Origin of the sequence: Sphingomonas sp. PP-F2F-A104-K0414 (assembly GCF_004340945.1) — a bacterium.
Taxonomy (GTDB): domain Bacteria; phylum Pseudomonadota; class Alphaproteobacteria; order Sphingomonadales; family Sphingomonadaceae; genus Sphingomonas.
Window position 1 is genome coordinate 61,467 of sequence record NZ_SLYD01000005.1, and the last position, 24,792, is coordinate 86,258.

General features: G+C 66.5%; 17 protein-coding genes. 4 read left to right on the plus strand and 13 right to left on the minus strand.

The features are described 5' to 3' along the window. Positions 1-66 precede the first annotated feature (66 nt). On the plus strand, positions 67-1,287 hold the full coding sequence (argJ, locus tag C8J46_RS12780; protein ID WP_132739808.1) for a bifunctional glutamate N-acetyltransferase/amino-acid acetyltransferase ArgJ: 1,221 nt from the start codon (positions 67-69) through the stop codon (positions 1,285-1,287). A gap of 13 nt (positions 1,288-1,300) precedes the next feature. Here the strand turns inward: argJ and C8J46_RS12785 are convergent, their stop codons facing one another. The 11 genes from C8J46_RS12785 to C8J46_RS12835 form a co-directional block, all read right to left on the minus strand. Then, on the minus strand, positions 1,301-1,528 hold the full coding sequence (locus C8J46_RS12785; RefSeq protein WP_132739810.1) for a hypothetical protein: 228 nt from the start codon (positions 1,526-1,528) through the stop codon (positions 1,301-1,303). A 235-nt stretch (positions 1,529-1,763) separates the two neighbouring features. Then, entirely contained in the window at positions 1,764-2,087 is a 324-nt protein-coding gene (gene trxA / locus C8J46_RS12790) for a thioredoxin TrxA (RefSeq protein WP_055877560.1), read from the minus strand. A 64-nt stretch (positions 2,088-2,151) separates the two neighbouring features. Beyond that, positions 2,152-5,577 carry a double-strand break repair helicase AddA gene (addA, locus tag C8J46_RS12795; RefSeq protein ID WP_132739813.1) on the minus strand — a complete coding sequence of 1,142 codons (3,426 nt, stop codon included), beginning with the start codon at positions 5,575-5,577 and terminating at the stop codon, positions 2,152-2,154. Continuing rightward, on the minus strand, positions 5,567-8,527 hold the full coding sequence (addB, locus tag C8J46_RS12800) for a double-strand break repair protein AddB (protein WP_132739815.1): 2,961 nt from the start codon (positions 8,525-8,527) through the stop codon (positions 5,567-5,569). The genes addA and addB overlap by 11 nt, the downstream gene beginning before the upstream one ends. Continuing rightward, positions 8,520-9,275, minus strand: coding sequence for a nucleotidyltransferase family protein (locus C8J46_RS12805; RefSeq protein WP_243643370.1), 756 nt, complete (start codon positions 9,273-9,275; stop codon positions 8,520-8,522). The genes addB and C8J46_RS12805 overlap by 8 nt, the downstream gene beginning before the upstream one ends. Beyond that, positions 9,272-10,240 (minus strand): phosphotransferase, encoded by a 969-nt coding sequence (locus C8J46_RS12810; protein WP_132740754.1) that lies wholly within the window; start codon positions 10,238-10,240, stop codon positions 9,272-9,274. Before C8J46_RS12810 ends, C8J46_RS12805 begins: the two co-directional genes overlap by 4 nt. Next, positions 10,237-10,677 (minus strand): tRNA (adenosine(37)-N6)-threonylcarbamoyltransferase complex ATPase subunit type 1 TsaE, encoded by a 441-nt coding sequence (gene tsaE, locus C8J46_RS12815; protein ID WP_132739821.1) that lies wholly within the window; start codon positions 10,675-10,677, stop codon positions 10,237-10,239. The genes C8J46_RS12810 and tsaE overlap by 4 nt, the downstream gene beginning before the upstream one ends. Before the next feature lie 115 nt (positions 10,678-10,792). After that, a complete protein-coding gene (locus tag C8J46_RS12820; protein WP_132739824.1) occupies positions 10,793-13,165 on the minus strand; it encodes a PAS domain-containing sensor histidine kinase in 2,373 nt (790 codons plus the stop codon). A gap of 146 nt (positions 13,166-13,311) precedes the next feature. After that, a complete protein-coding gene (locus C8J46_RS12825) occupies positions 13,312-16,437 on the minus strand; it encodes a TonB-dependent receptor (RefSeq protein WP_243643371.1) in 3,126 nt (1,041 codons plus the stop codon). A 214-nt stretch (positions 16,438-16,651) separates the two neighbouring features. After that, positions 16,652-18,073 (minus strand): adenosylhomocysteinase, encoded by a 1,422-nt coding sequence (gene ahcY / locus C8J46_RS12830; protein WP_132739829.1) that lies wholly within the window; start codon positions 18,071-18,073, stop codon positions 16,652-16,654. 230 nt (positions 18,074-18,303) lie between these two features. After that, complete coding sequence (locus C8J46_RS12835) at positions 18,304-18,864, minus strand: YqgE/AlgH family protein (protein ID WP_132739832.1); 561 nt, start codon at positions 18,862-18,864, stop codon at positions 18,304-18,306. A gap of 109 nt (positions 18,865-18,973) precedes the next feature. On the opposite strand from C8J46_RS12835, the gene C8J46_RS12840 reads away from it, so the two are divergent. From C8J46_RS12840 to C8J46_RS12850, 3 genes are all read left to right on the plus strand, one after another. Then, positions 18,974-19,453, plus strand: coding sequence for a peroxiredoxin (locus C8J46_RS12840; RefSeq protein ID WP_132739835.1), 480 nt, complete (start codon positions 18,974-18,976; stop codon positions 19,451-19,453). A 176-nt stretch (positions 19,454-19,629) separates the two neighbouring features. Beyond that, positions 19,630-21,066, plus strand: coding sequence for an AMP nucleosidase (locus C8J46_RS12845; protein ID WP_132739838.1), 1,437 nt, complete (start codon positions 19,630-19,632; stop codon positions 21,064-21,066). 77 nt (positions 21,067-21,143) lie between these two features. Beyond that, the gene (locus C8J46_RS12850; protein ID WP_132739841.1) at positions 21,144-21,650 is read left to right on the plus strand and encodes a hypothetical protein; all 507 of its coding nucleotides are present in this window, start codon (positions 21,144-21,146) and stop codon (positions 21,648-21,650) included. 299 nt (positions 21,651-21,949) lie between these two features. On the opposite strand, the gene C8J46_RS12855 is transcribed toward C8J46_RS12850, so the two are convergent. Both C8J46_RS12855 and C8J46_RS12860 read right to left on the minus strand, forming a co-directional pair. After that, positions 21,950-23,782 carry a M2 family metallopeptidase gene (locus C8J46_RS12855; protein ID WP_132739843.1) on the minus strand — a complete coding sequence of 611 codons (1,833 nt, stop codon included), beginning with the start codon at positions 23,780-23,782 and terminating at the stop codon, positions 21,950-21,952. 215 nt (positions 23,783-23,997) lie between these two features. Further along, on the minus strand, positions 23,998-24,759 hold the full coding sequence (locus tag C8J46_RS12860; protein WP_132739846.1) for an alpha/beta fold hydrolase: 762 nt from the start codon (positions 24,757-24,759) through the stop codon (positions 23,998-24,000). Between the last annotated feature and the right edge of the window lie 33 nt (positions 24,760-24,792).

Below are 24,792 nucleotides of genomic sequence, written 5' to 3' on the forward strand. Positions count from 1 at the left end.
GAATGTCAGCGGGTCAAGCGCAACCGCCGATCTTGCCCGCCGGACCGCAGAGACTATGAAGGCGTCATGCAGACCTCCCCCCTCGCCTTGCCCTTCCCCGACGCCCCTTCGATCGACGGAGTCGCGCTGCATGTCGCGCGCGCGCAGTACAAGGCGTGGGACCGGTGCGATCTGACGTTCGTGACGCTCGATCCGGGGACGGTGGTTGCGGGCGTGCTCACGACGAGCAAATGCCCGTCGCCCGAGGTGGAGTGGTGCCGTGCGGCGCTGACGCTTGGCCAGGCGCGGGCGCTTGTCGTGAATGCAGGCAATTCGAACGCGTTCACCGGATCGCGTGGTCGGGCCGCAGTCGAGGTGATCGCGGCGCGCACCGCGGCGCATCTCGGGTGTCAGCCTTCGGACGTGTTCGTGTCGTCGACGGGCGTGATCGGGGTGCCGTTGCCGATCGACAAGGCGGAAGCCGGGTTGGACGCCGCGTTCGCCGCCGCGCCGTGCGGGTGGGAGGATGCCGCCGCGACGATCATGACGACCGACACCTTTACCAAGGGTGCGGTTACGACGGCGGTGATCGGGGATCGCACGGTCTCGCTGGTGGGGATCATCAAGGGTTCTGGGATGATCGCGCCGGACATGGCGACGATGCTCGGCTTCATCTTCACCGACGCCGCGGTCGAGCCGGAGTTCCTGCAAGCCGCGCTATCCAAGGCGAATGCGCCGAGCTTCTCGTGCATCACGGTCGACAGCGATACCTCGACCAGCGACACGGTGCTGGCGTTCGCGACGGGCAAGGCCGGTAACGTCGCGCTGGCGGACGATGACAGCGTGGGGGCGGACGCCTTCCGCGCTGCGCTGGCGGATTTGTGCCATCAACTCGCCATGCTTGTGGTTCGCGACGGCGAGGGCGCGCAGAAGCTGATCGAGATCCAGGTGACCGGCGCCGACGATGACCGCAGCGCACACCGCATCGCGATGAGCATCGCCAACTCGCCGCTGGTGAAGACCGCGATTGCCGGTGAGGATGCAAACTGGGGCCGCGTCGTGATGGCGGTCGGAAAGGCCGGCGAACCCGCCGATCGGGATACGCTCTCGATCCGGTTCGGTAATACGCAGGTTGCGGAAGGCGGGTTGGCACTGAGCGGCTACGACGAGGCGCCGGTCGCCTCCCACCTGAAGGGTCACGAGATCGAGATCGGCGTCGATCTCGCGCTAGGCGAAGGTCGTGCCACGGTGTGGACCTGCGACCTCACGCATAGCTATATCTCGATCAACGCCGACTATCGGTCATGATCACGACAACAGGCTAAAGTGCCTCGATCGCAAGAATCTTTTCGACCACTACCATGCCGGGAAAAGCGCCTTCGTGCCCAAAGCATGACGGCAGTCCGAACGCGTCGCGCTCATTGCAAGACATGTTCAGCGTTTCGGCCCCGACGAACCGCACCCGATAGGCATGCGGTGTCATAACCTCGGCAATGCGCCCCGGCAGATTGGCGCGGACGAGCGCATCCCTCCGGTTTATCTTCGCCAAACACTTGAATGCGAAGCGGGATTGACCGCCAACGTCGCCGCAAGGTCAAAAAATTCCTGCCCTTCGAACGTGTCGTACCAAACGCCTTCGTATGTCCGAGTCGACTTCATCGGAATACAAGCTCGGGTCATGGCAGCATGGTCTTGGCGTCGGCGCGCTGTCTCGCATCCGTCTGACTTATTTATGTCAGACGATGACGGCGCCGCCGCCAGAAGCAACAGCGCCGTCAGCAGCATCAGGCCAGTTCGCCTTCGAGCCACGCCTTCAACCGGCCCTTGGGCTCCGCGCCGACCTTGGTCGCCGCCGGTGCACCGCCCTTGAACAGGATCATCGTCGGGATGCCGCGGACGCCGTACTTGCCCGGCGCGTCGGGGTTCTCGTCGATGTTGAGCTTGGCGATTGTCACCTTCTCGCCGAGTTCTTCCGAGATTTCCTCAAGCGACGGCCCGATCATCTTGCACGGGCCGCACCATTCCGCCCAGAAATCGACGAGCACGGGGCCGTCGGCGTTCAGTACGTCCGCATCGAAGCTGGCATCGGTGATCTGCTTGGTCGCCATCGTGAATTCTCCTTGGTTGAGTCGTATCTAAGGTCGCCAGCGTGTGCGCTCAACCACCGGGGCGCTAGCTTTGCTCCGTGGACCGATAGTGCGGCTTGTTCGCGGCCAGCGTCTCGTCGTCCAGCACGATCAACCGCGGGCCGGCCGTGTACAGCAAGGCTGCCTCGACCGACCGCCCCGGGAAGATCACGCTCAGGGCTTCGGCATAGGCCGCCATCTGCTTCATATGGTATTCCGGCACGTCGTCGAGACCGCGCGGTGCACGCCGCCCGGTCTTGAAGTCGACGACGCGGATGCGGTCTGGCTCGATCAGCAGGCGATCGACCGTTCCCGACACGACCATGCCGTTCGCGAGGGTCGCGGCAATCGGTGCTTCGGCGAGCGTATCCGCGCTGAAAAGCTCGGCAAAGCGCGGATCGTCGAGCACTGCGACCACGCTCAGCACGATTTCGGACCGTGCTGCGGCATCGTCGACGCCGCCTGCTTTTGCCAGCCAGCGATCGGCTGCCGTCGCGCGGTCGGCGACAGCAACCGCCGGCAGACGCTCGAACAGCGCATGGATCAGCCGCCCCCGCTCCGCTGCGACGCGCATCGCTGGCGTCGGCGGTGGATCGGACACCGCGTCATCGCCCAACGCCGAAGGCGACAGGGGACGAGGCGGACGCGCTTCTTGCGGTGCGGGTTCATGCGCCCAGGCCGGTAGCTGTGCGTTGGCCGCAATCTCGACCGAAGCCGAAGCCTTGGCGATCACCGCAGGCTGAGGTTCGACCCCGGCAAACGTCCGCGCCCCCTCGCCCATCGGCACCTCGAGTGCCGTCAGGGCACGATCGGACGCAGCGTACCAGCTGTTCTCCGGCGGCACGCCCTTCGCGCGCGGTCCGAGCGCACCGGCGATCACCAGCCGCTCTTCGGCGCGCGTGGCGGCCACGTAGAAGAGCCGCCAATGCTCCTCCAATTCGCGCTGCTCGGCGGCCGACACGACCGCATCCAGCGGGCCGCCACGCTCGCTCGACCGTGGCCGGAACACCGGGATCGGCGCCGCCCCAGGCTCGGGCGCCCATTTCAGGATCGAGCGCGGCGCCGCCGACGGGTCCGCCGTCGCATCCGCCAAGATTACCAGAGGCGCCTGCAACCCCTTCGCGCCGTGCGCCGTCATCACCCGTACGGCGTCTAGCGGCGCCGAAGGATCGCGGACGATCTCGACATCGCCGCGATCGAACCAGTCGAGGAAGCGCTGCAACGACGGCGTCGTCGTACTCTCGAACGTCAGCGCGGCGTTGAGCAGTTCCTCGATCGGATCGCGTGCCTCAGTTCCCAGTCGGCGGATCAGTTTGCGGCGACCGTCGAGCGGGCCCGACAGCAGCTCCTCCAGAAACTGGTACGGCGTGGCGATATCCGCGCGCGCCAGCATCGCCAGCAAGGGCGCGAGCCGCGTCGCCGGTTGCGTGCGTTGCAGATGCCGCCACAACGGCCCGGCCTCGCGCGGTGCCGCGGCCATCAACTCGTCCTGCGTCCAGCCGATCAGCGGCGACACAAGCAGCGCCGCGACGCTTAGATCGTCCTCGGGCTGCAACACGAAGCGGATAGTCGCGAGCAGATCCTGCACTGCGAGCGGCGCGTTCAGTCGCAAGCGATCGACGCCCGCCACCGGCACGCCCTCGGCATAGAGCCGCGCAACGATCAGCGAGGCGAGATCGCCGCGTCGCTTGACGAGGATCATCACATCCTCGGGCCGCAACCGCCGCCCCTTGCTCTCCAGCATCAGCCTGGTCTCGGGCGCCAGCCAGCCCTTCACCGCGCGGGCGATATCGCTGGCGAGTTTGCGGACCGCGTCGTCGACCCAGCCCTCCTCGTCGTCCTCGCTGCCGCCAGCGAAGACCGGCGGCCACAAGGTCACGGTGCCGGGGCCGGCGACCTCGCTGGCGTGCTGTTCGACTTCGCCCGTGATCCCGAGCCCCGGCTCGCCGATTGCATCGATCGCCGCATCGACGAACTCAAGCACGGTCCGCGTCGACCGGAACGAGTGCCGCAGCGACAGTCGTGCCAAGGGGAGCCCCCGCTCTTCCTCGGGCCAGTCGTCATCGCCCTCGGCCTCGCTCGCACGGCCGCCGAAATACTGCTCGGCGGCCTGGAAATTGAGCGGATCGGTGCCCTGGAACCCGAAGATCGCCTGCTTGTAATCGCCGACCGTGAACAGTGTCCGCGTCGACGGCGCATAGATGCCGCGGCCGACGAAGAACTCGTCCGCCAGCGCGCGCACGATCCGCCATTGGTGGCCGTTGGTGTCCTGCGCCTCGTCGATCAGCAGGTGCTCGGTCGCCTGGTCGAGCTTGTAGCGCACCCACTCACCGATCCCGGGCTGGTCGAGCAACGCCACCGTCGTCGCGATCAGGTCGTCGAAATCGACCGCCCCCGCGCGTCGCTTGGCCAGCGCATAGCCGCGCGCATAATCGCGCCCGACCTCGAGCCCGTCGGCGAGCAGGTCGCAATAGGTTGCGCGCTGGACCATCGACAGCACGTCGGTGCACGCCTCGCCCAGATCGCGCGCGAGGACTTCGTAGTCGGGCTCGGCATCGATCAGTTTCTTCGAGGCTTTGCGCTGCGTGCCCGTGCCGGTGAGCACGACGCTGGCGAGTTCGTCCAACGTCGCCGCGCGATCCTCGGAGTCGAGCCAGCGCTGCACGGTCGCCGCTGCGGCTTGACCCGTAGCAGTCCCCCACGCGCGGTTCGCCGCGGCGATCCGCGCAATTGAATCGAGGTCGAGCGCGTCGCACCATTCCGCGATTGCCTCGTCGATATCGCCGGAGGGCAGGCCGAGTTCACGTCGCAGCCATGGCTGGATACCGACCGGGAGGGCCTCCAACGCAGGCAGCGCGCGGGCGCAGGCAAGCAAGAACGCCTCCGCCCCGCCCTCGCCCATCCGGAGCGACAGGCGCCCGACGATCTCGACCGGACGCTCGCGGCCTTCGCGCTCCGCGTCCGATAGCATCGTCGCGAGTGCTTCGCGGGCGAGACCGGCTTCCTCGCGGGCTTCGAGCGGGCGAAAGCCGGGGGTGAGGCCTGCCTCGACCGGGAATGCCGCCAACAACCCCTGGCAGAATCCGTGGATCGTCTGGATACGCAGCCCCCCCCCAGGCGCATCGAGCACCTTCGCGAACAGGGTGCGGGCGCGGTCCTGCAACGTCTGGACCGGGCTCTCGCCGAGCGCGATCAGGTCCGCCGCCAGCGCTGGCGCGGACATCCGCACCCAGGCGGCGAGGCGCCCGTTGATCCGCTGCGCCATCTCCGCCGCGCCTGCCTTGGTGAAGGTCAGGCACAGGATCGCGCCGGGATCTACGCCGCGCAACAGGAGGCGGAACACGCGCGCCGCGAGCACCTGCGTCTTGCCCGTGCCGGCCGACGCGGACAGCCAGACGTGCGACGCCGGGTTGCTCGCATCGGCCTGCGCGCCCCTCAGCCGGGGCAGCGTGGCGAGCGCATCACCGCTCACGGCCATACCATTCGTCGCGTCGCATCAACTGGTCATACTCGGCATAGGGGGCGTATTCGGGGACGAGTTTCGCGGTGAAGGCGGCGCTGCCGGTCAGCCATTCGCCGACGACTTCGGTGAAGTTGTGCGCGGCGATTGCCGTGAATTCGGCGGTCGGGATCTTGTCGCGTTTGCCCTCGGGGTCGACCGGGCTCTCGATATAGCCGAACGCGTCGCGCTTTTTGCCGAGCGACCAATATTCGAACGCGCCCGCAGTGCCGCGCACATCCTCGAACCCGCCGCGTTCGGCGATAAGGCCGAGCAGGCCCAGTTGGAGGCTGTAGCCTGCGCGCACCGCAGTCGGCGAAGGCGGCTTGCCGGTCTTGTAGTCGATCACCGCGAGGCGCCCGTCGGGGAGCCTGTCGATGCGGTCATAGCGGCCCGACAGGGTGACGCCGGCGATCTCGATCTTGCCCTTGCCCTCGGCGCTGGCGACCGTCCGGCCGTCTTCGCCTTGCGCGACTATGGCGCTGGCGATCCAGTCGATCGCTTCGAGCAGGCGCGGCTGCCACAGCGCGCGCATCATCGGATGCGTGCGCTCGTCGTCGAGCATCGCCTTCGCGCGCTGCCGAAGCGTGTCGACGGTGCAGTTGTCCTGCTTCCACCATTGCTCGAGGATGTCGTGTACCGCGGTGCCGCGCCAGGCTGCGCTGGGGTCGGCATCGACCGGATCGAGCGGCATCAGGCCGAGCACGCGGCGCGCGTAGAAGGCGTAGGGGTCGGCCTTGAGGCGATCAACCTCGGTGACGGAGATGGCCTTCGGACGCAGCAGCGCGGGCGGCGACGGCGCGGGACGGTCGGCGGGGAGATGCTCGCCCGGATCGTCGAGCGCGCGCGTCCAGCCCTCCAGTGCCGATGCCCGCTCGAACCGATCGCCTGCGAGCGCCTGCAACCGGAGCCAGAGGCGCGAGGCCAGAGCGGGTGACTTCGCATCCCTGCGTGCCCGCGTGACGACCGCACGAGGTGCGCCTAACGCCTGCGCAAAATCATGCGCCGCCGTGCCGACACGCCGCTCCAGACCCGGTAGGCCGAGCTCCATCCGGATGCGCGGCGCCAGCCAGGGATCGGGCGCAGGTCGCCCCGGCCACACGCCTTCGTTCAGACCGCCGAGCACCATGACGTCGGCGGTCTGCAACCGCGCCTCGATCAGGCCATAGATCGCCAGCCGTGGATGCCCACCCGGCGCCGGCCGCACCGCGACTTCGTCGAGCAACGTCCGCAACAATTGCGGCAACTCGCGTGGATCTATCCGCGGCGGTCCGGCCGGTGCTTCCGCTTCCAGATCGGCGAGGAACTCCGCCGCCGCGCGCCCTGCGAGCCCCGACCAGAGATTGTCCCCACACAAGGTCTGCGCCGTCTCGCGCAGGCATGCGAGCACAGACGCCAAGGGCTGCGGCCCCTGGTCGAACGCGTTCGCAAGCGGCGTCAGCAGAGGCTGGACATCGGTCCACCATGTCGCCGCCGTGCCTTTACGCTCCTCCAGATGTCCGGCGATCCCGTCGAGCCCCGCCGCCGGCCTTGGCCCGCGCAACCGTCGGTCGAGCGCACGTGCGCCGTCGAGCCATAGCAAGCGATCCTCGCCCGCGCGCACCAGCGGGTGCTTCAGCAACGCCAGCAACGCGAGCGGCGAGAAGCGCTGCGCTGCTGCTTCGGCCAACGCGAGTAGCAACGTGCCGGGCGGCAGGATCGATAGGGGCCGCCCCGCGCTGTCGTCAATGCCGATGCCCCAGCGTCCGAGATGCGCTGCCACGCGCCGTGCGAGCGCGCGATCCGGCGTGACCAGCGCCGCGGTCCGCTCCGGCACTTCCAACGCCTCGCGCAGGACGAGCGCGATCGCTTGCGCTTCCTCTGCGGGCGTTGCGAGTTCGGCGGCGGTCACGCCCTTCAAACGACGATCCTCCGCCGCGATCTGCGTCCATTTGCCGGTGAAGTCCGCGGGTGCGAGGGCGTTGGCGATCGCTCGGCCACGCGCGGGGTCGGCATCGTGCCCGCCGCCCTCGCGCCACGTCTGCACTTCGCCTCGGGCAACGCCCATGCGCAGGAGCATCAGCTTGGCATCGAACTGCGGATGGGTTTCGATCGAACGACGCGCGAGCCCGGTCACCGGGTTCGGATCGTGCGGGCCGAGCGCGTCCCATTCCTCGTCGGGCAGGGCTAGGTCGAGCCCTGCGAACACCACCATGCCCTGCGGCATGTCGGCGATACAGCGGAGCAGGCGCGCGACTGCGGGCGCGGAATCGGTCACGCCTGCCGCGCAGACGATCCCGGCCGGCGGCACATTCCGCCAGCGCTGGGCGAGCCGGTCGAGCAACGCCGAGCGCCGCGTCGCTGCGTCGATCCGCTCTAGCCGCGCGAGTTCGCCCGGCCAGCGTTGCAGGACGATCTCGAACGTCGCCAGCGCGCGCCGCCAATGCTCGGTGAGTTCGGGGCCGAGCTCGATATCGCGCAACTTGGTTGGCGGCACCTCCTCGACCAGCAGCTGATCGAGCGTCCGCGCAAGTTCGCCGGCAAGCCGTACCGCCTCGGCCGCGTCGACGGGATGGCCTTCCCGCGCCCGCTCTTCCGACACCAGTCGCGCCAAGATCATGCGCCGCTGATATGGCGGCACCGCAGGCAGCGGTGGATCGACATCGTCCGCGGGATCGAGCGCGGCGCCGACCGACTCGCCCATCTCCGGATCGCCCAGCGCCACCAGCCGCGGCAACACGAGCCCGCCGCCGCTCGCGCGCACAAACGCTTCGGTCACCGCCTTCACCGCTCGGTTGTTCGGCAACACGACCAGCGCGCGCGCTAGCGCCAGCGGATCGCGTCCCGCCTGCCGCATCAGCCCGGCGACCAGCGCATCCGCAAACGCCCGGTGCGCGGGGATCGTGTACAGTGTCGGACGACCCGCCGTGGCGACATCAGCCATCCGCGAGGATCGCCTCGGTCCTGGGGATCGCGGCGGGGGTCCCGACGTCGAACCACAGCCCCTGGTGGACCTGACCGTAAGCGCGGCCCGCCTCGATCGCGCGATCCCAGAAGATGTTGGTCGAGAACGGCCCCTCCGGCCAGTCCGCGATCAGCCGCGGGTGGAGAATCTGGATACCGGTATAGGCGAACGGCGCGAGCCGGCCGGACTTGCGCCGCCCGCTGATCCGTCCATCGGCGGCGAGGTAGAAATCGCCCGGTCCGCGGTGATTATGCGCACGCGCGAGCGGTACCATCAGCAGCAGCGCGTCCATCTTCGCATCATCCCAGCGTGACGCGAGCAGCTTGATCGCGTCGACTGGTCCGTCGATCCACAGATTGTCGCTGTTCACAACCAGCACCGGCGCATCACCAAGCAAGCCACGCGCCTGGACGAGGCCACCACCCGTCTCCATCAGCATTTTCCGTTCATCGGAGATGACGACGTCGATCCCCGCGAACCGGTCGGTGACGTGCGCCTCCAGCGTATCGGCCAGGTAATGCACGTTGACCACCGCGCGCTTGATCCCGGCGGCCTGCAACCGCTCGAAGACGTGGTCGATCAACGGCTTGCCGGCGACCTGCACCAGCGGCTTGGGGCGCGTCGCGGTCAGCGGGCGCATCCGCTTGCCCAAGCCCGCGGCCATCACCATCGCCGTCTCAGGCACGATCCCGCGCGGGACAGGGCGGATCGTCTGCTGGCGGCTCACGCGCTCAGGACCAGCGGATCGCCACGCAACGCCGCCGGTACATTGGCCTCGAACCATGCCGCGACCGGCGCCATCACCGGTTGCGCCAGATCGCGCTCCAGATACGCCCAGACGCGCGGGCACATCGTCGCATAATGCGGCTTGCCGTCGCGCTTCCACAATCGGGTGAAGATGCCGAGGATCTTGGCGTTCCGCTGCGCGCCGAGCACATGATACGCGTTCATGAAGTCTTCCCCCGCGTCCGCCGCCGCGCGATATCGCCCTAGCATTGCCGCCTCGATTGCCGGATCGACCGTCCGCCGCGCATCCTGCAACAGCGATACCAGGTCATAGGCCGGATGCCCCGCCAGCGCGTCCTGAAAATCGAGCAACCCGAGCGATCGCTCGGGCCCAACCAGCATCAAATTCTCGGCGTGATAGTCGCGGAGTACCGTGACCGGCGTCTCGGCGATTGCATGATCGAACACCGACTCCCAGGCCGCGTCCCAGCCCGCCAGATCGGGCTCGATCCCGACCGCCGGGCAATACCATTCGACGAACAGCCCTGCCTCACGCTTCAGCACCGCGCGATCATAGGGAGGTACCGGTCCCGCCGGCTCGGCGCGCAACCGCACCAGCAGATCGATTGCCGGCGCATAGAGCGACAGTTCCTCGTCCGGCGCGGCATCGACGGTCTCGCGCAAACGGATATCGCCAAAATCCTCGATCAACACGAGGCCCTGGTCGAGGTCGCACGCCAGGATCGCCGGTGCCGCGAAGTCGCGCTCGACCAGCCATTCCGCGATGGCGATGAACGGCCGCGGGTCCTCGTGCGGCGGCGGCGCGTCCATCAGGATCGCCTTGCGCGCGCCATCTACGGCACGGAAATAGCGCCGGAACGACGCGTCGCCGGCGACCGGGAGGATCTGCGCCTCACCCCAGCCATGAGCGTCGAGAAAAGCGGCGGCGCCGGGCGGCGGGGTCATGTCGGCCATCGCGACCTCCAAGCTTCCGGCACTCCTACTGTCAAGCCGCGCGTGCCGTCCGGCTCGATCGTCAGGCTCAAGCGAAGCGCATCCGGCCAATAATCAGGACCGGCACGCTCGGGCCATTCGACCAGCAACAGCGAATCATAGCGCGCGTCGTCGAGCGCGAGTTCCTCGATCTCGGCGGGGTCGTCGATCCGGTAGAGGTCGACATGGAGGACGGGGAAGCGGACTTCGGGCGGCTCGTAGGGCTGGACGATCGCGAAGCTGGGCGATGGCGCCTCGCCAGCGAGGCCGAGTGCTGCGAGCAGTCCTCGCGCAACGCTGGTCTTGCCGGCGCCGAGTGTGCCTTCGAGGGTGATCACATCGCCGGGGCGGACACGTCCTGCGAGCATCGCTCCGAATGCCTCGGTCGCTTGCGGATCGAGGAGTCTCACCACCCTCCGTCACCCCGGACCTGTTCCGGGGTCCACCCGTCAGCACTCTCTACGGCCGGCGAGCACGCGGAACGGTGGATGCCGGAACAAGCCCGGCATGACGGAGTGGCAGTAATCATCGCCGCGGCAATTCTACGGTGATCAGTGTGCCCGCGCCTGGCTCCGAGACCAGCTCGATCGTCCCGCCATGCGCTTCGACAAACTGCTTGGCCAACGGTAACCCCAGTCCCAACGCGCGATCCCCCATCGGCTTCGATTCCGCGAACCGGTCGAACGCGTGCGCGACCGCCTCGGCGTCCATCCCGACCCCGTCGTCCGAAACAATAATCCGCGCCGACGTCGCATTGCCGTCGGTGTGCAGCAACACCCGCCCGCCATCGGGCGTTGCCGCGACCGCGTGGCGCAGGAGATGCTCGACGACCTCCTTCAACCGCTTCGGATTGCCGTTCACGCGCCCGGTAGAACGCGCCACCTCGACCGCGAAGTCGAGCTTCCGCCGCTTGGCCGACGGCAGGATCGTCTCCGCCGCCGCACGGACAGTGGTAGCGAGGTCGACATCTGTCCGGTCGGTCTCCGCTCGATCGCTCTCCGCCCGCGTCAGATCGAGCACGTCGTCGACCAGCAACCCGAGCCGCTCGACCGACTCGAGGATCGCCCCGACATAACCCTCAGCCTGTGGCGTCATCGCGCCGGCATAGCCGCCGTGCAGCATCTCCGCGAACCCACTGATCGACGTCAGCGGCGTGCGCAGTTCATAGCTCATATTCGCGACGAACGCGGTCTTGACCTTGTCGGTCGCCTCCAGCGCATCCGCACGATCCCGCAGCGCCTGCTCCGCGCGCCGGCTGTCGGTGATGTCGAGCATCGTGAACAGCGCATTCCCGTCGGGCAGTGGCACGCCGGCAAACTCGAAATGCCGCCCATCCGCGAACGCCACGCGCCCGCCGCGCTGCTGGCGCCCGACCGTCGCCGACCGGACGAGGTCGGGGATCAACGCGGACCGCCCCGGCGTCGCGAGCTTGGCGCCGGCCGCCTCGGCAAACGCATCGACACGCGGATGCGAGGCGAGGAACTCCTCCTCCAGCCCCCACAATGCGCGGAACCGGTTGTTCCACAGCTGCAACCGGCCATCCGCCGCAAACACGCCGAGCGCCTCGAACAGATTGTCGAACGTCGCGGTCCGCACCCGCAGCAACGTATCGCGCGCGCTGGCGAGCTGGACCTGCTCGGTGCGATCCTCGAAGATCAGCAACAGGCCGCCATCCGGCAGAGGCTGCGCGACGACACGAAGATGCGTGCCGCCCCGGAGGTGCCAATTCTCCTCCATCGCCCCCCCGCCGACCGAGCCACCCTGCGCCGCGCCCGTCTGCATGAACCAGTCGCGCCGTTCCGCCTTCCATCTCGGGAAGTCGCGGACCTCGGGCAGCCGGTTGGCTTCGCGCATTCGCTCGAGCACGCGGTCGAATTCGGGGCGATCGGCGAGCCATTCGCTGCGCATCGCGAACATCCGCCGGAATGGCTGGTTGCAGAACACGAGCGAACGATCGCCGCCGAACTGCGCCACGCCTGCCGACAACCGATCGAGCATCGCGCGCTGGGCTTCGGCGAAGCGCTTCGCTCCCGACCGCGCCTGCTCCAGTTCCTCGATATCGATCGCGAACCCGGCCACGCCGCCGCTCGGCAGCGGCACGTCGTAGATCTGCAACGACCGGCGCGCGCCGTCGATCGTCGCGGGCAGGACCTGCTGATGCGGCCGCCCCTGCTCGCGCGCAACCGCCGCGCCAGCGAGTGGCCCGCCGCGCCCCGATCCCTCGACCAGTTCCAGCCCGCGCGCGACGACATCGGCAGCGTCACGCCCCTCGACCGCATCGACATAGGCCGTGTTGACCATCGCCAGCCGCAGATCGGTCGCGCGGTACCACATCGGCATCGGCGCGGCCTCGATCAGCCCGGTCAACGACTCATATGCTTCACCCAGCCGCGCGGTTTCCGCCCCAAGCCGGGCGATCTCCGCCTCGCTGTCGGTCGCATCGAATGCCCAGAGCAGCACCGCACCCGTGGCGCCCATCTCGCCGGGGGCTCGGCCCCCGCGAAACGTGATCGCGCGCGTCGAACCCTGCAGCCGGACCGAGCGAACGAAGGCCCGCCCCGACCGCTGCGCCGCAGTGACATCCGCGATCAACCGTGCGGCATCGTCCGGGGACAGGCTCGTGCCCCCAGTGGCCAACTCCGCCAGCGACCGCGGCGGTACGTCCAGCCCAAGCCAGTCCGCCATCCGCTGCGTCATCTCGATCCGCCCACCCGAGCGTATCACCGTAACGATCGCCGGCGATCCGTCGAGGATCGTCCGCAACTGCGCGTTCGCCTCCACCGTTTCCGTTGCATCCGCTCGCGCACGCATACCGAGATAGAGCAGCGCCAAACCGCCGAGGATCGCCAGAAGCAGAATCGCCCCCACCGTCACGGCAGTACCGGTCCCGAGGACCATTATCGGTGAGCCCGTAGCGACATCATCCGTCCATGTAGGCCAAACCGTCCCTTGGGGGAAAGCCACCAGACAATCAAAAGGGCGGGCCCGACATGCGGACCCGCCCTTCGTGATCTAGTCATCATCCTCGCAGACGACCGCGAGGCTTAAAGCTTCACGCGAGCGCCAACGTACATAAACCGGCCGACGTTATCGAAGATCGCGTCGTTCCCGTTACCCAGCAAGCCATAAGGCGGCTTCTTGTCGGTCAGGTTATCGACGCCCCCGTAGAACGTGAACCGCTTGTCGACGTCCACCGACGCCCGCAGCGCGTGATAGACGACCGACGGATAGTAGACCCGGTCGGCATAATAGGGATCCAGCGCAGCGACGCCGTTGGTGTCGTGCTGGGCTTCCCAATCAGTGATCGACTGGCGACCGACGTAGCGAAGCTGATACCCGACCGTGACGGGTCCATGCGTGTAGTCCGCCGAGACGTTAAAGTTGTAGACCGGATCACCCAGCTCGCCCTTGATGCGCTCCTTCTGGCCGGGATTGTCGAGATACGGATAATCCGTGCGATCGCGAACCCAGGTACCGACGAACCGCAATGCGATCTTGTCGTCGGCGAAGACGCGGCGGTTGTACGACACATCGACGTCGATGCCCTTCGCCCGCAGCGCAGCAAAGTTGACCGTGCTCTGGAGCAGCGCGGTCTGGGCGAACTCACCACTCGCCTGGCGCGGGTTGATCAGACCGCAGAACTGGTTGTCCAGCGATGCTGCGTCATAGCAGGCATCGAGGATGGTCTGCGCGCCGACCGCGGCGATGACGTTGCTGATCTTGATATCGTAATAATCAGCCGTGATCGCGAGGCCAGGAATGAACGACGGCTGGAGAATCACGCCGTACGTCCAGCTCCGCGACGTCTCGGCCTCGAGGTTGGGGTTGCCGCCCGACAAGAATTCGGTGCTGCCCGCACGGGCTGCGTTGTTGATGAAGTTGGCGGGGACACCAGCTGCGGCGCAGTTGGCGGCACGCGTCGAGCGGCCAGTCTTGATGAAGTTGACGTCGCAGGGATCGTTCAGAATGTCGAAGTTCTGCGAAGGCGACGAGTAGAGGTCGCTCAGTGTCGGCGCACGGACAGCCTTGGCATAGCTGACGCGGAACTTGATGTCGCGAACCGGCGCGTACAGTGCGCCGGCATTCCACGTCCACACGGTACCCGCCGAACCCTTGTAGTCGGCAACGCGCACAGCCGCGTTCGCCGAGAGTTCCTCGGCGAAACGCATGCCCTTGAGCAGCGGCAGGTTGAGCTCACCATACGCTTCCTTCACCGCGAACGACGGCGGCGTGAAATCGGGGATCGCGTTGAGGAACGTTGCGCCGGATTTCACCTGGTCGTCATACGCGTAGGACGCGGTCTCACGACGATATTCGCCGCCGAGCGCGAACTGCACCGGGCCACCAGGCAGCTCGAACAGCTGCGAGCTGTCGCCGACGATGTTGGCCGTCACGTCGAACTCGGTCGCCTTTCCGGTCCGGTGCGAAGTCGTGTTGATGTAGTTGAGTGCTGCCTGGCTGGGAGCGCCATTCCCGAGCACGTTCAACGGCACGCAGTTCGGATCGGTGACACTGGTCTGGTTGATCCGGCACACGATAGTGCCCGCGCCGTTCCGCACGGTATCTACCGCATTGTAGAAATTCTGATTGATGCGGTTGTTGAAGAACGACGAACGGGTCCGGAACTCGCCGTAGTTGACCGAGAAATCATACTTCCAGTCGGTGTTGAACGTGCCCTCCGCACCGCCGACGATGCGGTAGGTATCACGACGGTCGAATTCGTCGCGCGTGCCGAAATCGTTGTTGTTGCGATTCAGGCGGAAGAACTGTGCGCCCGCCGGCAGCAGCGAACGGATCGTCGCGGCATCGCCGGGCTGGAGATACGGATTGTCCAGCGAGATCGGGATCCCGATCGTCTGCCGGCTGAACCCGCCAACGGCCGCACGCGTGAAGGGATTGCCGTTGGCGTCCTCGTCCGCGACGGTGCCCTGCTCGCCACCCTGGGCAAAGGTCGGCGTACCCTGGTTGAAGCTCTCGACGCGGACGAACTTCGCCTCGATGAACGGCTTGAAGGCGTCGGATACGTCGAAGTGACCCAGCAGGTTGGCGACGTAGCGCTTCAACGATGGCTGCAACGTACCGCGATCGTTGAGGATGCCGCCGTCGCCGCCATTGTTGTTGTTCGAACCGGCCGGACGGAAATCGGTGCCGTAATTATACTCGTACAGCGAACCGCCGGGGTTGAAACCGAACACACGGGGATAGCCGTTGGCAAGGCAGCCTGCCGCCACGGTCCCATTGCTGCACGCACCGATACCGGCGCCGTTATAGGCAATGAAGTTGCCGCCATTGTCATAGCCGAAGCTGTGAACATCCGTGAGGAACGTGCGGTTCGGAACCGTGTTGTCGAGCGCGGGACTATCTACCTGCTGGAACTGGCGACGTCCGGTGTACGCACCCGTAAGGCCCGGCCGATCGGCATAGGTAACGAGGTCGGACTGGTTATATTCGAGGTTCAGCGCGATGTTGCCGCGGCCGTCGGCGAAGTTCTGACCGTAGGTGCCGCTGAGACGATACGTGCCGTGATCGCCCTTGTCGCTCAAGCCGCTCTGCGCGTTGAGCGTCAGGCCCTCGAAATTGCGCTTCAGCACGAAGTTGACGACGCCGGCCATCGCGTCCGAGCCATAGACCGCGGACTGGCCGCCGGTTACGGCGTCGACGCGTTCGATCAGATCGGTCGGGATGGTGTTGGTGTCGACCAGGAAATCACCCTCGGACGAGGTGATATGCCGGCGGCCGTTGACCAGCACTAGCGTACGGGTAACGCCGAGCCCGCGCATATCGAGGAAGTTCAGGCCCGAGGTGCCGATGAACTGCGTCGAACTCGCCTGGCTGTAGGTCGAACGCAGCGACGGAAGGTCGTTCAACACGTCGCCGACGGTGATCGCACCGGTGCGCGTCAGGTCGGCAATCGTCAGCGTGGTAACAGGCGCAGGCGAATCGAGCGTCGGGCGCGCGATACGCGAACCCGTCACGACGATATCGCTGCCGACGTTGGCTTCGGGCGCCGCCGTCTGCGCAACTGCGCCGGTCGTGGTATCAGAACCGACGGGAGCGGCCGGATCGGAACCGGGAGCCTGGGTCGGGGCATCTACCGGCGTCGCTGTCTGCGCTGCTGCCGGGATCGCCGAGGCCAATACGAACGCGACTGTCGACGCGGTTACGAACAATCCGGACTTCCGGACCGATATGCCAATCATACTAACAACCCTCTGAACCTAAGCGTTTACTGCAGTCAGAAGGACACCTTTCCTGTCTATTTTTCAATCCGTGCGACGAAACATTACGAAAGTGTGACATCACCGCAACACGGTTGCGTAACGAAATAGCCGCGCCCGCCTGGTGGCGGACGCGGCTTTCGAAAACCCTACGGAATCCTGAAGATCAGTAGCGGTAATGGTCAGGCTTGAACGGGCCTTCGACCGGCACGCCGATGTAGCCGGCCTGCTTGTCCGAAAGCTTCGACAGCTTCACGCCGAGCTTCTCGAGGTGGAGCATCGCGACCTTCTCGTCGAGGTGCTTCGGCAGGACGTAGACTTCGTTCTTGTAGTTCTCGCCCTTGGTCCAGAGCTCGATCTGCGCGAGCGTCTGGTTGGTGAACGAGGCCGACATCACGAACGACGGGTGGCCGGTGGCGCAACCCAGGTTCACCAGGCGACCCTTCGCCAGGATGATGATCTGCTTGCCGTCCGGGAACTTCACCAGGTCGGTGCCCGGCTTCACTTCGGTCCAGTCGTAGTTCGACAGCGCGGCGATCTGGATCTCCGAGTCGAAGTGACCGATGTTGCAGACGATCGACATCGGCTTCATCGCCTTCATGTGATCGGCGGTGATGACGTCGGCGTTGCCGGTCGCGGTGCAGAAGATGTCGGCGCGGGTGACGGCCTCTTCCATCGTCACGACCTCGAAGCCCTCCATCGCCGCCTGCAGTGCGCAGATCGGATCGACTTCGGTGACCATCACGCGTGCGCCGCCGTTGCGGAGCGACTGGGCCGAGCCCTTGCCGACGTCACCGAAGCCGGCGACGCAGGCGACCTTGCCGGCGAGCATGACGTCGGTCGCGCGACGGATCGCGTCGACCAGCGATTCCTTGCAGCCGTAGAGGTTGTCGAACTTCGACTTGGTGACCGAGTCGTTGACGTTGATCGCGGGGAACGGCAGCTCGCCCTTCTTGGCGATCTCGTAAAGACGATGAACGCCAGTGGTGGTCTCTTCCGAGACGCCCTTCAGGTTCTTGACCGTCTCGGTGAGGTAGCCGGGGTTCTTCGCGACGTACGCCTTGAGCGCACGCTGCATCTCGACCTCTTCCTCGTTCTCGGGCTCGGGCATCGTGTGGCCGGCCTCGAGCTTGGCGCCCCAGAGTGCGAACATCGTCGCGTCGCCACCGTCATCGAGGATGATGTTGGCGGTCTGGCCCTCTACGTCGCGATCCCACGAGAAGATGTCGCCGACATAGTTCCAATAGTCCGCGAGGCTCTCGCCCTTGATCGCGAACACCGGCACGCCGGTCGCGGCGATCGCGGCGGCGGCATGGTCCTGCGTCGAGAAAATGTTGCAGGTCGCCCAGCGGACGTCGGCGCCGAGCGCGGTCAGCGTCTCGATCAGCACCGCGGTCTGGATCGTCATGTGCAGCGAACCGGTGATGCGCGCGCCCTTTAGCGGCTGCGCTGCGCCGAACTCGGTACGCAGCGACATCAGGCCGGGCATCTCGGTCTCGGCAATGTTGATCTCGGCGCGGCCGAAATCGGCGAGGCTGATGTCGGCGACGACGTAGTCGGTCTTCGCGGGGGCGAGGGTGGTGGCCACGAGGATATCTCCTGGGAATAATCTTTGATCGGCGAGCCTCATGCCCGTGCCGGATGCGGTGCCACTTAGGGGATCGGGGGGCTCAAATCAAATATAAAGATATCTTTATATGACGTGTCGGGCAACCGGACGATCCTGCCGAACCTCGCCGTTCTCCTGCGAACGCAGGAGCCCAAGGTAACGAACGGCGTCCTGTGTGATCCTGGACTCCTGCGTTCGCAGGAGAACGGCTAAGCCCTACCCGTCTCCGCAACGAGCAACCGCGGATCCACGCCGGCCTTCGCGAACGCAGAGGTCCAGCGATCCTCCGCCGCCGTGTCGAACAGCAGGTCCGTATCCCCAGCCACGTTGAACCAGCCCGGCCGCGACAGCTCGCTCTCGAGCTGCCCGCCATCCCAACCGGCATAGCCAAGCGCCACGACCCACTGCGACGGCCCCTTCCCCTCGGCGATCGCGCGCAGCACGTCGACCGTGCTCGACAGCTTCCACCGCCCGGCGACATCGACCGAATCCTGTCCGCCCCAGTCAGACGAGTGCACCACGAACCCCCGCCGCGGCTCGACCGGCCCGCCGAAATGCACCGCCGCGTTCGGCGAGTCGCCCGGTTCGATCCCGAACTGTTCGAGCAGATCGTGGAAGCCCAGCCCGTCGATCGTCGCGCCGATCCCTATCCCGATCGCACCATTCTCGTCATGGCTGCACATCGCGATGACCGCGCGGGCGAAGCGCGGGTCGCTCATCCCCGGCATCGCGAGCAGGAATTGTCCCGAAAGAAAGGCCGTCTTGTCCATGCGTTGGAACATAGCGGCGCAGACGATCGCCCGCCACGCTTGAAATACCGGCGCCCGCGTCCAAGGTACGGCTCGCGCGAGACCAACTCGCGGCGACAGGAGATTTTAGATGACGATCAGCGTCGGCGACCGCCTTCCCACCACCACTCTCGTCAAGGCCACCGCGGATGGCCCCGATCAGGTCGACACCGACAGCTTCTTCAAGGGCCGCAAGGTTGCCCTCTTCGCCGTGCCCGGCGCATTCACGCCGACCTGCTCCGCCAAACACCTGCCCGGCTTCGTCGAAAAGGAAGCCGAACTGAAGGCCAAGGGCGTCGACGAGATCGCCTGCGTCTCGGTCAACGACGCGTTTGTGATGGGCGCGTGGGGCAAGTCGGCGGGTGCCGGCGACGTCACCATGCTGGCCGACGGCAATGGGGATTTCGCCAAGGCGATCGGGCTGACGATGGACGGCTCGGGCTTCGGAATGGGCACGCGCAGCCAGCGTTACTCGATGCTGGTCAACGACGGCGTGGTGGAGCAGCTGAACGTTGAGGCTCCGGGCGAGTTCAAGGTGAGCTCGGCCGAGCATCTCCTCAGCGAGATCTAATCCTCCCCGACACGGGGAGGGGGACCGTTCGCTTAGCGAATGGTGGAGGGGGCTCACCGCGAGTGTTACGCTCGTGGGGCGCCCCCTCCGTCAGCCCAAGCGGGCTGCCACCTCCCCGACACGGGGAGGATTGAGGTGGTCTTGCCACCGTAACCTCCGCCACCTAACACTGCCCGATGACAATTGCATCCGACCTCGTCGCCGACCTCGACCGCCTCTATCGCGCCTCTGTCGAGCGCCTCCAAGCCGCCATGAGCGCCTATATCGCCGACGGCACGACGCCCGATCCGGTCAGCCGCACCGACGGCTCGTTCGCCTATCCCGAGATCCGCCTCATCTATAAGGGCGGCGTCGACCGCCCCACCCCGCTGCGCTCGTTCGGCCGCATGGTCACGCCCGGCGAATACAAGATCAGCGTCACCAAGCCCGCGCTCTTCGCCGAATATCTAACCGAACAGCTCACCCTGCTGATCGAGGATTACGACGTCACCGTCGAGGCGGTCGAAGGGCGCCAGGAAATCCCGTTTCCCTACGTCATCGAACCCGGTCACGCGCTGAGCCTCGACGAGGTCTCCGCCACCGAATTGTCGCGCCACTTCCCCGCGACTGAGCTCGCGCATATCGGCGACGAGATCGCCGATGGCCTCTGGATCGCGCAGGACGAGACGCGTCCGCTCGCGCTGTTCGACGGCCTGCGCACCGATTTCAGCCTTGCCCGCCTGCGCCATTACATGGGCACGCCCGCCGAACACGCGCAGCGCTTCGTGCTGTTCACCAATTATCACCGCTACGTCGACGAGTTCGTCCGCTGGGCCGGCACGCAGTTGGGGGAAGGCTCGCGCTTCACCAGCCTGTCAGGCGCCGGCGGGATCACGATCTCGTCGGGCGACGACATCGACAAGATCATCTCCGACAGCGCGTGGCGGCGGCACCAGATGCCCGCCTATCACCTGATGGCGGACGACCGCACCGGCATCACGCTGGTCAACATCGGCGTCGGCCCGTCGAACGCGAAAACGATCTGCGACCATCTCGCGGTTCTGCGTCCGGAAGCATGGCTGATGATCGGGCATTGCGGCGGATTGCGGCCGAGCCAGCGGATCGGGGATTATGTGCTCGCACATGCGTATCTGCGCGATGATCACGTCCTCGACGACGTCCTGCCGCCCGAAATCCCCATTCCCGCGATCGCCGAAGTCCAGCTGGCGATGGCGAAGGCGGCCGAGATCGTATCGGGCCAGTCGGGCGAGGAACTCAAGCGCCGCCTGCGCACCGGCACGATCGTCACCACCGACGACCGCAACTGGGAACTGCGCTACTCGAAGTCGGCGCTGCGCTTCTCGCTCAGCCGCGCGGTCGGCATCGATATGGAGTCGGCGACGATCGCCGCGCAGGGCTATCGGTTCCGTGTCCCCTACGGCACGTTGCTGTGCGTTTCGGACAAGCCGCTCCACGGCGAGCTAAAGTTGCCGGGCCAAGCCAACCGCTTCTACGAGCGCGCGATCAGCGAGCATCTACGGATCGGCATCGAAACCTGCGAACAGCTCCGCCTGGAGGGCGCCAAGCTCCACAGCCGCAAACTCCGCGCATTCGACGAGCCACCGTTCCGGTAAGCCTGGCGGGTAAAAATCGGAGCGTATCGCGCGGGAATGCGTTACGCTTCCGGAATCATTGTTGAGGGAAAATAACCGTGGCCGACACCGACACGCCCGATACGGAAGCAAAGAAGCCCGCCGCCCGCCGGCGCGCGCCGCGCAAGGCCAGTGCGCCGAAGGCGGCTCCGGCTGCGACGTCGTCCGCCAAGCCGGTAGCGCCCAAGCCGGTACCGATCGCAAAGCCGGCCGCGGACAAGCCGGTACCGGTCGCGCCGCCCAAACCCGTCGCGAAACCAACGCCAAAGCCGCGCTCGACCAAGCGCAGCACCCCCCGCCCGGCCCCCGCGCGAAAAACCGCCACGCCGGTCGTGGTTGCCAAGCCACCCGAAAAGACGCGTGGCAAATGGGGCGCCGCTGCGATCTTCAGCGGTGTCGCGGTCGCTGGCGCCGCCGTTGGCGCGCTACTGACTCTGCGCGGGAGTACGCCCAAGGCTCCGTCGGCGCCAAAGCCCAAAGGCGAGCACGCGCATCAAGCAGACGGAGCGGATTCGTCGAAATCGTTCGAGGCTGGGATCGCCGATCCGGGGACGGTTCCGGAGTAAGCTGCTCACGCCGAGAAGCACACCACCCCTGATAGCACGCCACCCCGGCGGAGGCCGGGGCCCAGTTGGGGGGCACTGCTAACGGAGCGATGCGCTTCATTACTCGGGACGTTCCAACTGGGCCCCGGCCTTCGCCGGGGTGGATTGGGTTGGATAACCCGGCCTACTCCTCTCGTTCCCCCGCGGAGGCGGGGGCCCATCTAAAACTGCGATAGCCTTCGTAACCCTTGGCCCTCGCCTCCGCGGGGGAACTAGGAGCTAGCGGGCGAAAATCAGCTGGCGATAAGTCAACGCCCCCATCACCACCCTGTCGGCTTCCCCTTGTTCTGCACGTCCAGCCAAGCCTTCAACGGCGCGAAATACTCGACCAGCGCGGCCCCCGACATCTCGCGGCTCCCGGTGAACACCTGCAGCGCATCCGGCCACGGCTTCGACTGCCCCATGCTCAGCATCGCGTTCAGCTTCGTCCCCACCGTCTTGTCGCCATAGAACGAGCAGCGATGCAGCGGTCCCTTCCAGCCCGACTGGTCGCACGCCGCCTTGTAGAACTGGAACTGCAACACCCGCGCTAGGAAGTACCGCGTATACGGCACCGCCGCCGGGATATGGTATTTCGCGCCCGCATCGAACTTGGTCTCGTCGCGCGCGACCGGGGGCTTGATGCCCTGATATTGCAGCCGCAGCTGATCCCACGCAGCCTGATACCCGGTCGCCGGAATCTGGCCCGAGAACACGCCCCAGCGCCATTTGTCGATCAGCAGCCCGAACGGCAGGAACGCGACCTTGTCCATCGCCTGGCGCAGCAGCAGCCCGATGTCCTTGTCCGCGCTCGGCACCTTCGCCCGGTCGAGCAGGCCGATCTTCACGAGGTAATCCGGCGTAATCGACAGCGCGACGGTATCGCCGATCGCCTCGTGGAAGCCGTCGTTGGCGCCGTTCTTGTAGAGCATCGGCTGCGCCTTGTACGCGCGCTGGTAGTAATTGTGGCCGAGCTCGTGGTGGATCGTGACGAAGTCGTCCGCATTCACCTTCGTGCACATCTTGATCCGGATATCGTCTTGGTTGTCGAGATCCCACGCCGACGCGTGACAGATCACGTCGCGGTCGGCAGGCTTGGTGATCTGCGACCGCTTCCAGAACGTCTCCGGCAGCGGTGCGAAGCCCAGCGACGAATAGAAGCCCTCGCCCTGCTTCACCATCTTCAGCGGATCATAGCCCTTCGCCTTGAGCAGATCGCCGGTGTCGAAACCCAGATCGCCCGCGCCCTTGGGAGCGACGATGTCGTAGATGTTGCCCCATTCCTGCGCCCACATGTTGCCGAGCAGGTCACTGCGGATCGGCCCGGTCTTCGCCTGCACCGCGTCGCCATATTTCTCGTTGAGCTTCCACCGCGTGTAGGTGTGCAGCGCCATGTAGAGCGGCTCGACCTGCTTCCAGATCGTGTCGGTGAGCGCGGCGAACTGCTCGGGCGTCATGTCGTAGCCCGAGCGCCACAACGCGCCGACGTCCTTGTAGCCGAGCTCGCGCGCGCCTTCGTTCGAGATTGCGGTCATCTTCGCATAGTCGCCACGCATCGGCGCACCGACCTTGTCGTTCCAGCTCGTCCACATCTCGGTCAGCTTGGCCGGATCGCGCGTCGAGCCCATCGCCGCCTCGATATCCGAGCCGTTGATCGGCTTGCCGTCGAGCGTGCCCATGCCCTTGCCGTAGGACGACGACATCTTGGTGGTGAGCGTCGACAGTTCCTCGGACGCGCCGACCCGCGTCGGGGCCGGCAGTGTCAGCCCGCCGCGCAGCAGGTCGAGCTTGCGCTTGGTATCGAACGACAGCCCCGGCAGCGACGCGTATCGTGCAGCGCCAAGCGCGTATTTCACGCCAAGATCGGTCATCTCCGCGCCCGATTTCGCCGCCAGCGCATCGGTGTCGTCGGTGATGTAGGTCGCGTTGACCCAGGCGACGCGGTTCGCGTCGATCGACGCAGCGGCCATCACGCGCTCGGCTTCGGCGACGAACGCGTCGGCTTGCGCGACGGTCGGCTTGCCAGTGGCGGCGGGAGCTGCAGTCTGGGCCTGTGCCGTCACGGGCACGGCAATCGCGCACGCGAGCGCGATAAGAGAGACGGTACGGATCATGATCTTCCCCTGGATTATGCGCCCAGAGTGATGGTCCGCCGCCGCCCGGTCAACCGCCTACCGGCCAACCCTGTGATCCTCCCCCGCCAGGGGGAGGTGGCGCCGAAGGTGACGGAGGGGGACGACACGGAACATCGGTCATCGCTTACCTCCCCCTCCGTCTGGCAAGGGCCAGCCACCTCCCCCTTGCAGGGGAGGATCAATGAGGAGCCAAGTCAGCCCGCCAGGAAGTCGGCGATCGCCTGACCAAGTTCGGGCTTCACCACCGCGCTCATATGTCCGCCGGGCGTCTCGACATACGTTCCGTGGGGCAGCGCCGCAGCCAGATCCGGCGCCGAGCCGTTGTCCTGGTCCTCCCCGCCGCACACCACGAGCGTCGGCTGCTGGATCGTCTTCACACTCTCCAGCGGCGTGTCGACGAACGTCTCGAGGATGCCCAGCAGCGCCACCGGATCGCCGCCGGTAGTCTTCAGGAATGCCTCGGCCAGCCACTCCGGCGTACCCTGCACATGCTGGCCCAGCTTCGTCAGGATATTGCGGAAATGCCCGGCGCGTCGCGACGTCTGCGTCAGCCCCTCCAGCCCCATCCCCGAAAAGATCACTCGCCGCGGCGTCGCGCCCGTCGCCAGCATCCGCGACGTCGTCCGCGCGCCCAGCGAATAACCACCCAGATCATACTCGGTCAGCCCGAGATGCGCGATCAGCGCATGGCCGTCCTGCGTCAGCGCATCCGCCGGATACGCCTCCAGCCCATGCGGCTTGTCGCTGGCGCCGTGCGCGCGCAGGTCCGGCATGATCACGCGGAAGCCCTTGGCGGCGATCTTCGCGGCATGGCCGTAGCGGATCCAGTTGGTCTTCGCGTCGGAAAAATAGCCGTGGATCAGCACCACCGCGCGTCCCTCACCGACTTCGTGCCACGCGAGGCGCGTGCCGTCGAAGCTGTCGAAATATTGGGTCTCGCTCGGGGTGCTCGCCACGGTCTCATCCTGCAATGGTGTCGGCGTCAGTTC